We start from the raw sequence: 11,926 nt of genomic DNA, 5'->3' as shown, positions 1-11,926 counted from the left end.
CCGGACATCACATAACAACGCCGGGGCCGTGGCTGGTGTGCGGGGCCTGGAAGTAACCCCGGACATGGCCTGCGAGCCGCTGAACGCTACGGAAGAACGAGCGGACCTGGGACCGCATACGGTGGCGATCGGTGATGACCTCATCGGCCAGGTACCGCTTCAGGTCGGCGTTGACCAGCTCATCAGGGTTCAGATGCGGTGAATACGGGGGCAGGAAGTGCAGCTCGATCTGCTCGGCGTGGTCCGCGACCCAGGCTCGCACAGCCTTGGACCGGTGGACCGAGTGCTGGTCCACGACCAGGTGCACCTTGGTGCTGAAGTGTCCCACCAACCGACCCAGGAATCCGAGGAACACCCGGGCGGTGAAGGCCCCCTCGAACACGGTGAAGTACAGCTTGCCGGTGGGACTGATCGCGCTCATGGCGTTGACACCGAACCGGTTGCCGGTCCTGATGGTGGTCGGTGTGTGCCCCTTCAACCCCCAGGTACGGCCCGCCAGGTGGTCCGAGCGCACCCCGACCTGGTCGGCGAACATCACCCGCTCCCCTTGGGCGCGGGCCCGCTCACGCAGGTCCGGCCAGGTGTGATCAGCCCACTCTTGTTGGGCCCCGGGGTCGGCTTGGGACGCGCGCCGGTCCGGGCGTTGGAAGGTCAACCCCAGACGGCGCAGGATCTTGCGTATGCCCCGGTCGGTGAAGGTGGTGCCGAAAAGCTGTTGGACCAAAGCCGCGACCTTGACGGCGGTCCACAGGGTGCCGCCCAGCCCCAACTCTTGGGGCTGGTACTCCAAGAGGGCTTGGGCCAGGGCCTGTTCCTGGGCGGGGCTGAGTTTGGTGTGCTCACCCGGTTTCCTGCCCGGCCTGCCCGAGCGCAGCCCTTGGGCACCGTCTGTTTCTTGGCGGCGGCGCCAGTTGTGGATCGAGTCGGGGCTGACACCGAAGACGCGCACGGCTTCGGTTGGGGGCATGCCGTCGTTGATCGCGCCCATCACCCGCATCCGCAGCGCTTCTTGCTGGGCGGGTGCGAGCTTGCGCATGTCCACACGCAGGTCATCGTCATCGCTCATGTACCTGTAACACCACAGGAACCAACAGATTCCGGATCAATATCGGCTGAGCTGGGGCATTCCACCGCCCATTTCACTCAGGACACTTATCAGACGGTGTTTCCCGAGGTGGCCAAGGCAGCGGCGGAGGCGACCGCTGCGCTGCTGCGCGGGGAGCCGGCCAAGGTGAGCAACCTGGCCCCGGTGCGGTAGCCGGTACAGCCGAGCACACCAGGAGCCCCACAAGGCACTCTGCCCCAGGTGAGGATACGGTTTCACCCGCCCTGGCCTGGGGTTTCCTCGTGGTCGGGGTGCGTTAACCATCGGATCAAAGGTCCGATCGATTATCGAGAACTTGCCCTGGTGTCTTCCTCTTTTGGTCATTCTGTCGTCGGCCCGTTTGGCGGCTCATCCCAATCGGGGGTGTAGAAGTTGGGGTCTGAAGCCGCCGGTCTCGAGCAGGCTTCGGGCGATGTAGTTGGTCAGGTTGCGGAACCCGAGTGCGGAGCCGCGCAGGTGTTCGAGCCGTCCGTTGAGCGCCTCGGTCGGCCCGTTGCTGGTGCCGGGTCGTTCGAAGTAGGCGAGCACGTCAGCGGCTCGCTTCTTCAGGGTCCGGCCCAGGGTGGTGAGCTCGGTGAGCACCTTGGGGACGCCGGCGCTGAGGTCGGTGATCAGCTTCTCCATGAGCTCGCGGCCACGTTGCCGGTCCTCGTGGCGATAGGCGGCGATCATGCGCTGGTAGACACCCCAGGTCGCCTCGACCTCGACGTGAGCGTCATCAACGAACAGCGCGCGTAGCCTGTCGCTCTGCTTGTCGGTGAGCAGGTCCGCGCCGGTGTGCAGCGTGCGCCGCGACTTGTAGAGCGGGTCGTCCCTGAACCCACGGTGCCCGTGGATCGCGAGTTGGACCCGGCGCCGGCACCTGTCGAGGGCGTCACCGGCCAGGCGCACGACGTGGAAGGGATCCATCACCGTGACCGCGTCCGGGATCTCCTCTGCAGCGGCGGTCTTGAACCCGGTGAAGCCGTCCATCGCGACCACCTCGACCGCGTCACGGAAGGCGTCGTCGCGGTCGGCGAGCCAGGTCTTGAACGCCGCCTTCGACCGGCCCTCGACCATGTCCAGCAGCCTTGCTGGGCCGGCGCCATCGCGGACCGGGGTGAGGTCGATGATCACGGTGACGTACTTGTCGCCACGCCTGGTGTGGCGCCAGACGTGCTCATCGACGCCAATGACCTTCACGCCCTCGAACCGCGTGGGGTCGTTGATCAGCAGCCGCTTGCCTTCAGCCAGGACCGCGTTGTTGGCGGTGTCCCACGCGACCCCGAGTCCCTCGGCGACACGTGCGACGGTGAGGTGTGCGACCACGATCCCTTCCAGCGCCCACCGCAGCCCGGTGCGCGAGAGCTTCGCGCGTGGCTCCGCCGCGGCGCTGGTGTCTTGGCGCCACACGTGTCCGCAGTCGGCACAGCGGTAGCGGCGCACTACAACTTCCAGCACGGTCGGTCGCCAGCCCAGCGGCTCGTGGGCCAACCGCCGGATCACGGTGTCACGAGCGGCGCCTTCGCTGCCGCACCGTCGGCACCACTGATCTGGTTCCACCACGCGGCACGCGAGGACCGCACGATCCGGTTCAAGTCGTTGTCCGGTCACGCTCAGACCGAGGCCGTCGAGTCGAGCGAAGGCGGTCAGGTCAGGGCGGCCGAAGCCGGCCGGCGGGGTAGCGTCGGACACGTCGAGGTCTTTCGGATGGATGGCGTAGGAACCTCCGTCGTCGGGAGACCTCGACGTCTATCTGCGGACCGACGCGCCCGGCCGACCTACACCGTCATCTGAGAAGACCCCTCACGGCTCTGCCCGACACCGACGTCGCTCTCCTCTGCGACGGACCCCTCGCCGGCTGAGCGCTCGCGGCCGGCATCCTGTCCGTGTGCCGATAGGCCTCGCACCGCTCGGCAACGCAGCGTGGCGTTGCGTCGCGACCTGGCGACGGCTCGGCGGGGCGCGATCGTCTCGTGCGTTGGCGGACTACGGGAGCTTGGACGCGAGGACGTCGGCCGCCAGGATCTCGGGTGCTGCGCCGAGGAGGTGCTGGTTGGCCATCAGGGCTGCGACGATGGCGCCGTTGGCGTGGGCGTCGCGAGCGGCTTCGTCGGGGAATGCATCGAAGATCCAGAAGGTGTCGGCGTGGGTCCTGACCGCGAACCAGACAATCGTTCCTACTTCTTCGTTGGCGAGTGCGACAGCGCCGGCGAGCAGATCGGCGACCGCGTCGTGCTGTCCATCGGCCGCGACGATCTTGGCGACGAAGGCATACGGAAGTGATGCGGGTGTGGACATGAGGGACTCTCCTTGACGTCGGGGTTCTTCGTGGGACGAGTTCAGCGTATGACGAGCGAGGGCCGGTGGGGAGTGGCGTATACGGCAGTATTGCTATTGTTTACGTCATGCGTATCGGACTGATCGCGATCGACGGCTGCTTCGGTTCGGCTATCGCGTCGATCATCGACATCGTGCGGGTGGCCGACGGAGCCCGCGGCGATGTCGACCCGCGGATCGACCCGATCGAACTCGCCATCCTCGGACCGAAACGGCGAGTGACCACGACGGCATCGATGACCCTGTCGGTGGACCACCCGCTGTCGGAGTCCGGAGAGTTCGACGTGGTCGTCGTCCCTGCGCTTGGAACCCTTACGGCCGCCGCTACCAACGACGTCCTCCAGAGCCGAGATGCTCGTTCGGTCATCGCCTCGCTCGGGCGCCTCGACGAGGCGACCACCCGGATCGCCGCGGCGTGCACCGGCGTGTTCGCTGTCGCCGAGACCGGACGGATGCATCATCGGAGGGCGACGACCAGCTGGTTCCTGGGGCCGGAGTTCCGGAAGCGCTATCCGACCGTCGCCCTCGATCTCGACACCATGGTCGTGGTCGACGGGAACCTCGTCACCGCCGGCGCCGCGTTCGCCCACATCGACCTCGCGCTCTCACTCGTGCGATCGATCAGCCCCGACCTGGCCCAACATGTCGCCAAGCTCCTCATCATCGACGAGCGTCCGTCGCAGGCGGCCTTCGTCGCCTACGAACATCTCCGGCACGAGGACCCGATCGTCGTCGAGTTCGAACGCTTCGTGCGCGCCCGCCTGGACGAACCGTTCAACGTCGCCTTCGTCGCGCAGTCGCTCGGCACCAGCCGGCGCACCCTCGAACGACGAGTCCGTGCGGCGCTCAACCTCACTCCGCTCGGCTTCGTCCAACGGCTTCGCATCGAACGAGCTCGGCACCTCTCAGCAACCACGGACTTCACCTCCGCCGAGATCGCGCTACGGGTCGGCTACGCGAACGCCGAGACTCTGCGCTCCCTCCTGCGCAGGGAGCGACGCCGTTCCTGACCTATCGCCATGCCTGTAGCCGGTGTCCTAGCGCTCGACTGGAACCACCTCTCAGCACGTCGCGTCGACGCTCCTGCGTCGCCCCTGGACGACCCACTCGACACGCCCGCAGCACAGGTCATGTGACGTGTCCCGGCTTCCCGGACGGTCGGGGTTGGGTGGCTGTGATGTCGCTGCGTTCTCGTCGAGGGGGTCAGCAGACTCGATCAGGGTCGACTGGGATGAGACGCGAAGGCGGTCAGGTCAGGGCGGCCGAAGCCGGCCGGCGGGGTAGCGTCGGTCACGTCGAGGTCTTTCGGACGGATGGCGTAGGAACCTCCATCGTCGGGAGACCTCGACGTCTATCTGCGGACCGACGCGCCCGGCCGACCTACACCCTCATCTGGGAAGAGCCGCGGGGCGCCTACCGGTGTTGAGTGAGGACGCATCGGTCATGGTGACCGAGACCGTGGCCGATGCCCTCACCTTGCTCCAACTCCAGGTGCTGGCTCGCCACAGTGCCGCCGACGAGGTGGCCGACGCAGCGGAAGACCCTCCTACCGAGGACGAACCCGTGGGGCCGCAGTTCGTGTTGCTGGCTCGCGCCTCGGTGGAGATCACCGAGGAGGTGAGTTCTCTGCTCGCCCACGTCGAGGGCGCTCCTCTCAGCGCCGTCCTGCTGGGGCCCTGGCCCACAGGGGGCGGCCCCACCCTCACCCTCGACGAGAACGGGATCATCACCCAAGCCGATGACCGAATAGGGGAGTTGAGCGGCCACCGATGGGCCCCCACCCCACTCCTAACCCTCCAGCGGACTCTGGCGGCGCACCGTGAGGCCCTGGCCGCCCCGCCCCGGCAGAAGAAGACCCCACCCCAGGACCAGGAAGCGGACCAAGGCCAAGACCAGGAGAAGTCCCCACCAGGGGAGCGCCCATCAGAACCGACCTCGTCGGGTGCCCTTCCGGCCGAAGAAGACAGCGACATGGCAGCCGACACCACGCAGGGGACGGTCTCGGTCACCGTGCTGGGCCCCATCACCCTGGCCGCCCATGGTCACCAGGTGCGCCCCCACCGCCGAGCTGCGTATGAGGTCCTCGCCTACCTGGCCGCACACCCCCAAGGGGTCCGCTTGGAAACCGCGGTGGATGAGATGTGGCCCCAGGAAGCCCCGCACCGGGCCATTCGGCGCTTCCACGACGCCTGCACCGCGGTGCGATCGGCGTGCCGTCCGCACTTGGGCGAGGCCGCCACCGCCATCATCACCCACGACCAGGAGCGCTACCGGCTGAACGCGGCCATGGTGGGGTGCGATCTGTGGCAAATGGACCGCCTGTTTCAGGAGGCCTCCCACAGCGATACCCCAGCGGTCCTGGCCACCAGCGCCGCCGCCATGGTCGACGGAGACTTCGCCGACCAGACAGATTTCTCCTGGTCCGAAGCGGTGCGAGTGCGAATACGTACTAGAATAGTTGAATCGCTCACTGGCCATTCTGCATCGGTGGACACACGGCAGGCCATTTCCATGCTCCAGCGGGCCCTGAGGATCGAACCTGTCCATGACGGCGCTGCGCGAGAACTCTCCCGAAGGTATGCTGAGAACGGCGACACCGAAGCCGCTGATCATGTGATGCGTAATCAGCGAGAACTCCTGGAAAGCGCCGAATAGCACCGACATCCAACAGTCGGCCCGAGATGTAATTCGGGCCGACTGTTTCATCATGTCCGGTGGGTGTGCGTAGAGCCGAAAAGCGCTGCCCGGCCGCCCACTGGCCCGCCCACCACCACTCCCGCCCCTATGAGGGGCGGGAGTTCGTGCATGCATGAGGCCTGGTGACAGCGTACGCAGGGTGCGTCGGTGCCCCCTCCGACAGATGCCGCAGGCATAGCTGCAAACTCTCTGAGGGCACTGAATGGAAATCCTGCCTGGCTTTCTGTCTCAGAAATATGCACCCTCTGGATTCATTTAATTCATTGCATGCGAATGCCTGGTAATTACTTTGATGGTAATGAAAGGTCCTCTCTCGGGTTGTCGTCGTTGTTTTGTTGCGTGCCTTGTGTCGAGTCGGCGGGATTGAAAAAGTTCCCAATGAATGTGTTTCTGGTTCGCGATATGGGTATATATAAAGTAACCAAGCAAACGACCCCGACACCCTCATTGGAGACTTCTCATGGCCGCCTGGTATGGCCTGTGGTATGGCGGAAACGGCTATGCGCTTTCCGATCCCGAAAGCGACATGGAGCGTTTCGGATCCTTGCGGGATGCCGAAGACGCGCTTCACGACCGGTACCACGACGGATACTCCTCCCGTCAACGGTTCGAGTACGTGAACCGCGAATCCGAACACGTGCTCACGCCGGCCGTCGGTGACGACTCCTGTATTCACCTGTTCGCCGCTCCCGACAGTGACCCGTCCTTGCCGGACCGGCACGTGTATTTCGGCCCCCGGGGTGGAATCCGAGTCGAGCGTCTTTAGACGCGTTGTGCCGTTCGCCGCATAGGTGGCGAACGGCACCCACGGAATTATGCGCGCCAACGTACAACGATCGTGGGTCGCGCTGATATCACCCGATCGGAGGAATCGCCCCATGCTCGAACGTGAACAGGTCGGAAACGCCGTGATCACCCTTTCGCGCACCACTGACGGGGGGTTCTGCGTCTTGGACTACCTCGGAGCGACGTTCGGCGTCGCCTACTTCGATGCCGACGACGAGGAAACCGCGCGGCGATGCTACGCGAACACCGTTGCCTTTGAGCGCGAAAAGCAAGAGCAGGAATCGTAGGGGGTTCCATGTACACCCGTATGCAACTGCAACGAGGATTCGTCGCACGCGGTGAAACCGACGAAGGCGTGGCCACGACTGCGCAAATCTTCTACTGGCACGAGCCCGGTGGAAGCGTCTTCACCGAACACGCGGAATTCACCTATCACTATTCGGACACCTACGGAGACGACGAACCGGACCGTACCATCACCGACGCGCGCGCCGTGGGTTACCGAGAGATGATGAAAACCATAGCTGTCATCACCAACGAATTCGGCTACCAGCCTTGGTAGAAAATCCCGGGGTGCGCCGGCCGTTCCGGTACACCCCGGGGTCTGATCAGAACGCACACACGGTGTGCGTTGTGACCGGACTGTAAAACCATCCGCTTTCAATTGGAGCCGACATCATGGCACCTGGAAAGAAAACCCGAAAGTCCCTCACGCCGGAACAGCGACAGGAACGGCTCAACGCCGCACACAACGCCCTGATGGAACAGGTGGAAACCCTCACCACGTCCGAAGGGTGGCGCGCCATGCTCTCCGCGCGCAGGTGGCTGCGCCGCTACTCGCTGAACAACCTTCTCCTCATCATTGAACAGTGCGAACACGCCACCGACGTACGCGGATATGGGGCGTGGAAAAAGGCCGGTCGGCAGGTACGACGTGGTGAGAAGGGAATCCGGATCCTCGCGCCGGCCCGCTACCGAGCACGCGACGACAACGGCGATCCGGTCAACGACACCGACGGCAACCCGCAGTACCGGGTGCGCGGGTTCAAGGTCGAGACCGTGTTCGACATCAGCCAGACCGACGGGGAACCGGTACCCGAATCCGAACGGGCCGCGCCCACCCTGTTGACCGGCGCGGCGCCTCCCCAGGTGTGGGACGTGGTCGCCGACATGGTCACCACGCGCGGATACGAGATCGAACGCGCCGACACCGCACCCGCGAACGGGTGGGTTCGGTGGGACACCCGCACGGTGCGTATCAGCGACACGGTAGAGGACGCGCAAGCGGTCAAAACCTTGGTGCACGAGTTGGCACACATCGTGTGTGAACACGACACCCGCGACCTCCCTCGCGCCATGGGTGAAGTCGAGGCCGAATCCGTCGCGTGCCTGGTGACGAACCTGGTGGGGTTGGACAGTCTGCCCTACTCGGTGCCCTACGTCGCCGGATGGGCCAAAGACGCCGACACCGCACGCAACAGCGCCCAACAGGTGCTGAGTGTCGCCGATGAGATCGCCGCCGCTCTGGTCAAGGCCCTGCCCGACGCCGTCACCGAACCCGTTCCCGCGTGAGGTTGCGCCGCGCTGGTGGGCCACAACGCCCAGGGCTGTTGTGGCCGGCCACCGGGGCGAAACCTCCGGATCCCACCCCGACCCGAAAGGGCACACGATGACTCAGACCCTGGAAAGGACCACCACCCACGACGACACGGTCACCGAACCCGTGTTCACCACCACCCGCGCGACGTTGGCCGATGCGTTGGCCACGGTCGGTGTCGCCATTGTCGGCCGTCCCTCGGTTCCGGTTCTGGCCGGCGTGCTCTTGCGCGCCCACGGAAGCGACCTGATGGTGTGCGGATTCGACTACGACACCGCCATCACGGTCCGCATCCCCGACGCCGTCACTACCCCGGGAACCCTGCTGGTGCGCCACCGGGAACTGTCCAAGTTGGTGAGCGCACTCACCAAAGGCATGACCAAGAAGCGCGCCGACGCATCGACGGTGACCCTGGCCGGCCGTGACCCCGCCTTCGCCACGTTGACGTTGGCGGATCACACGATGCCGCTCGAACGGTTGCCGTTGGAGGACTACCCGCAGTTTCCCACCTCACCGCAGGTGTTCGCCCGAATGGACGGTGATCGGTTCGTCTCCCAGGTTCGGCGGGTGATGCCGGCCGTGGGCAGGGATGACGTCCTGCCGATGTTGACCGGTGTCAAGACCAACCCCACCGACACCGGTCTGATCATCGCCGGATCGGACCGGTACCGGCTGGCCGTGGGACACGTGGAGGCCACCCTCACCAACGATGCCCCGGCCGTGCTCCTCAACGGGTTCATGCTGCGCAAGATCCTGCCCAAGCTCACCGGAACGGGCACCCTCACCCTGGGGCACGGCATCGACCAATGGGGCATCGACCTGATCGAGTTGGAAACCGGCCCGGTGTCGATCCTCACCCGCCAACACAACGACGGTGAGTCCTTCGTCAAGGGAACCGAGTACACCAAGTACTTCCCCACCGAGGTGGCGACCACGGTCACCGTCGACCGTCAGGCCCTGATCCGCCACACCGAGAAGGCAACCGAGGTCATGAAGGCCACCGATAGGGACAACCTGCCCATCGTGTTGACCGTGGGGCAGGACACCGTGCGGATGGCACCCCGGTTGGGAGAAGGGGACCACTACGTGAGCACCCCTGACATCCCCGCCACCGTCGACGGCCAGACCCACGACGTGATCGGGCTCAACCCCCGGTACACCCTCGACGCGTTGGCCACCTTCACCGGATCCACGGTGACCCTGCACATCCAGAGCCCCACCAAACCGGTGGCGCTCACCGACGCCGGCGAAAAGTTCGACGACCCCACCACCTACCGGCACCTGCTCATGCCTCTGCGCCTGATGTGACCGCCCCGACGGGGTGGCGCTCCCAGGGTGCGCCACCCCACCCCGGATCGAAGAGGAGGTAGACCGTGGCCGTCGTACGCGTGCAACTGTTCGCCCTGGCCGGCGACCCCGACCACAGCGACGCGTCGGGCGCGTTGACCCCGGCCCAACAGTTCGCCACCGACATGCACCTCACCACAGGGTTGGCCACCCTCCCCACCACCGATACCCCCGGCGTGGTGGTGATCGACACGGACGTGGCCCCCTATGACTCCGGTGCCGTGATCCACGTCATCGCCATGGCCGACCACGCCGACCACGTCGCCGACGTGGTGGCCCTGCACCTGACCAGCACCATGACCGCCATCCCAGGCCTGTTCACCGGATGGCACCTCATGGCCGGCGACAGCGCCGTGTGGTGCGCCGACAACTGACCACCGACAGAACGACCACCCTCGACCGGAACGGAGAGGACCCATGCCACGCGCGCGCCCATTCGACCGGTGTCCGTTGCCCATCTGTGACAGGACGGCCACCGTGTTCGTCTCCAGCGGCCTGACCCTGCACAACCTCCATGAAGGGGGTTCGTGTGGCATCACCTGGCGTTCCTGCCCACACCACGAACCTGACCTCTGCGCGGCGCTGTGGACCGAGTACGGCATCACCTTGAACGATGACCGGCTCACCATCACCCGCGCACTCTCACCCGAGGAAGGAGAAACCATGATCACCCTGCCCCATACCGGATTGCAGGTGCCCCACACCGGCATCCGAGTCACCAGCCTGCGACAGACCGACGTGGGAAGCGGTATCGCCTGGTCGGCGACGCTCCGAGAGGGACGCGTCAAGCTCGGCACCATCACCAACCACGGCACGGGCGGAATGACGCTGTTCTACCCCGACACCAGCGGAGCGCGCCGCGCCTTGGCCGACTTCGTGGACCAGTGCCGCGACAACACCGGTGGGCCCGTCAATGAGGAAACCGTCATCGACGAGTTGACCAATGAGTACGAGTGGGCGCGCGATGTGGCCCGTGCCCAGAAGAAGGGTCGTTACATGGTCCGCTTCTTCGACGACATCGGCATCCCCGGAAACGCCACCTTCAACTTGTCGGCCCCCTATCCCGACTATGAGCGGGCATTGATCACCGTTCACCGCACCATCGCCGACTTGCCCACCGGCACGGTTCGCGCCCAACTGTGGACCGGTGCGAAGCAGGGATGGGTGGAGTACCACCGCACTCCCCAGAGCGACGACCGGTAGTCAACGCCACCGGCCGCACGATGCGGGGCCGGCCTGTTAGCCGCAGACCGGCCCCCGACCACATCACCAACGCGCGACTACCCATCGCAGACAAGGAGACGCAGTCATGTCCAGCGTACCGAGCGCGCCCCGAACGGGCGCGAGCGTCCAGCCCGACACCCCACGGGTGATGGCCTGGGCCGGCCCGGTCGGGGCCTTGGCCCACCTGATCCCGCTGACCCCGCAGGAGGCGCGCGTGTTCGCCTCCCAGCTGACCCTGGCGGCCGACGCGGCCGACCAGATGACCGGACAGGAGGGGCAGCGATGAGCACCCGAGGAGCCATCGCCCGACCCACCTCCGACGGAGGGTGGCAGGGCCGCTACCACCACCGTGACGCCTACCCCACCGCTCTGGGGCGTGAGTTGTTCGGGCTTTACCACCACACGTTCGGCCGCGACCACGAACAGATGACGCGGGTGCTGATCGATGAGCACCCGGCTGGTTGGTCCACCCTCATCGCCCGCAACCTGGGCGGCCGGGTCTTCACGGGTGAGGACTTCGCCCGTGCTGGGTTCCAGGCCTTCGACGACCCTCACCACGGGATGATCCCGCAGTGCTACTGCCACGGGCAGCGCTCGGAGAGGACACCGATGCTGGTGTGCCGCTGCGACGCTTCCCACACCGGCCCGGCCTGTGACCCGGCCTTCATCGAATGGGTCTACGCGATCAACGCCGAGGGCCTGCGGGTGTTCGCCTCGGTGCGCTCCCCGCACCACGACGGCGGATACGTCCACCAGCGCATCGCCCGCGTGCCATGGGGTCGGGAACCCGCCCCGCCCTGGCAGGCCTACGAGTGGCGCGCTCGGTTGCGCAACACCCCGACCCGCTGACC

At 65.9% G+C, this 11,926-nt stretch carries 14 protein-coding genes and 1 pseudogene; 12 read left to right on the top strand and 3 right to left on the bottom strand.

The window, feature by feature from the left end; genetic code table 11:
- Positions 1 to 7 precede the first annotated feature (7 nt).
- A complete protein-coding gene (locus ACWGKS_RS21995) occupies positions 8 to 1,066 on the bottom strand; it encodes an IS630 family transposase (RefSeq protein WP_452523767.1) in 1,059 nt (352 codons plus the stop codon).
- Positions 1,067 to 1,090: 24 nt separating this feature from the next.
- On the opposite strand from ACWGKS_RS21995, the pseudogene ACWGKS_RS21990 reads away from it, so the two are divergent.
- A pseudogene (locus tag ACWGKS_RS21990) lies at positions 1,091 to 1,258 on the top strand (tyrosine-type recombinase/integrase); the annotation flags it as partial.
- Between the two features lie 195 nt (positions 1,259 to 1,453).
- On the opposite strand, the gene ACWGKS_RS21985 reads toward ACWGKS_RS21990, so the two are convergent.
- Complete coding sequence (locus ACWGKS_RS21985) at positions 1,454 to 2,779, bottom strand: ISL3-like element ISPfr2 family transposase (RefSeq protein WP_026138135.1); 1,326 nt, start codon at positions 2,777 to 2,779, stop codon at positions 1,454 to 1,456.
- A 294-nt stretch (positions 2,780 to 3,073) separates the two neighbouring features.
- On the bottom strand, positions 3,074 to 3,385 hold the full coding sequence (locus tag ACWGKS_RS21980) for a putative quinol monooxygenase (protein ID WP_033107114.1): 312 nt from the start codon (positions 3,383 to 3,385) through the stop codon (positions 3,074 to 3,076).
- Between the two features lie 107 nt (positions 3,386 to 3,492).
- Between ACWGKS_RS21980 and ACWGKS_RS21975 the strand changes: the two genes are divergently transcribed.
- From ACWGKS_RS21975 to ACWGKS_RS21925, 11 genes are all read left to right on the top strand, one after another.
- Entirely contained in the window at positions 3,493 to 4,434 is a 942-nt protein-coding gene (locus tag ACWGKS_RS21975) for a GlxA family transcriptional regulator (RefSeq protein ID WP_087096044.1), read from the top strand.
- Between the two features lie 433 nt (positions 4,435 to 4,867).
- Positions 4,868 to 6,079 carry an AfsR/SARP family transcriptional regulator gene (locus tag ACWGKS_RS21970; RefSeq protein ID WP_452523762.1) on the top strand — a complete coding sequence of 404 codons (1,212 nt, stop codon included), beginning with the start codon at positions 4,868 to 4,870 and terminating at the stop codon, positions 6,077 to 6,079.
- 502 nt (positions 6,080 to 6,581) lie between these two features.
- Positions 6,582 to 6,887, top strand: coding sequence for a hypothetical protein (locus ACWGKS_RS21965; protein WP_452523761.1), 306 nt, complete (start codon positions 6,582 to 6,584; stop codon positions 6,885 to 6,887).
- A gap of 112 nt (positions 6,888 to 6,999) precedes the next feature.
- Positions 7,000 to 7,194, top strand: coding sequence for a hypothetical protein (locus tag ACWGKS_RS21960; RefSeq protein WP_452523759.1), 195 nt, complete (start codon positions 7,000 to 7,002; stop codon positions 7,192 to 7,194).
- 8 nt (positions 7,195 to 7,202) lie between these two features.
- Positions 7,203 to 7,469 carry a hypothetical protein gene (locus ACWGKS_RS21955; RefSeq protein WP_452523757.1) on the top strand — a complete coding sequence of 89 codons (267 nt, stop codon included), beginning with the start codon at positions 7,203 to 7,205 and terminating at the stop codon, positions 7,467 to 7,469.
- Positions 7,470 to 7,666: 197 nt separating this feature from the next.
- Complete coding sequence (locus tag ACWGKS_RS21950; protein ID WP_452523755.1) at positions 7,667 to 8,479, top strand: ArdC-like ssDNA-binding domain-containing protein; 813 nt, start codon at positions 7,667 to 7,669, stop codon at positions 8,477 to 8,479.
- 97 nt (positions 8,480 to 8,576) lie between these two features.
- A complete protein-coding gene (locus tag ACWGKS_RS21945; RefSeq protein ID WP_452523753.1) occupies positions 8,577 to 9,812 on the top strand; it encodes a DNA polymerase III subunit beta in 1,236 nt (411 codons plus the stop codon).
- A 65-nt stretch (positions 9,813 to 9,877) separates the two neighbouring features.
- Positions 9,878 to 10,225 (top strand): hypothetical protein, encoded by a 348-nt coding sequence (locus tag ACWGKS_RS21940; RefSeq protein WP_452523751.1) that lies wholly within the window; start codon positions 9,878 to 9,880, stop codon positions 10,223 to 10,225.
- 103 nt (positions 10,226 to 10,328) lie between these two features.
- Positions 10,329 to 11,054 carry a hypothetical protein gene (locus tag ACWGKS_RS21935; RefSeq protein ID WP_452523750.1) on the top strand — a complete coding sequence of 242 codons (726 nt, stop codon included), beginning with the start codon at positions 10,329 to 10,331 and terminating at the stop codon, positions 11,052 to 11,054.
- A gap of 106 nt (positions 11,055 to 11,160) precedes the next feature.
- Positions 11,161 to 11,361 (top strand): hypothetical protein, encoded by a 201-nt coding sequence (locus ACWGKS_RS21930; protein ID WP_452523748.1) that lies wholly within the window; start codon positions 11,161 to 11,163, stop codon positions 11,359 to 11,361.
- Positions 11,358 to 11,924 carry a hypothetical protein gene (locus tag ACWGKS_RS21925; RefSeq protein ID WP_452523746.1) on the top strand — a complete coding sequence of 189 codons (567 nt, stop codon included), beginning with the start codon at positions 11,358 to 11,360 and terminating at the stop codon, positions 11,922 to 11,924. The genes ACWGKS_RS21930 and ACWGKS_RS21925 overlap by 4 nt, the downstream gene beginning before the upstream one ends.
- The last annotated feature ends 2 nt before the right edge of the window (positions 11,925 to 11,926 follow it).

It is taken from the genome of Nocardiopsis sp. NPDC055879 (genome assembly GCF_053615935.1).
This window is presented reverse-complemented; position numbering and strand designations above follow the sequence as displayed.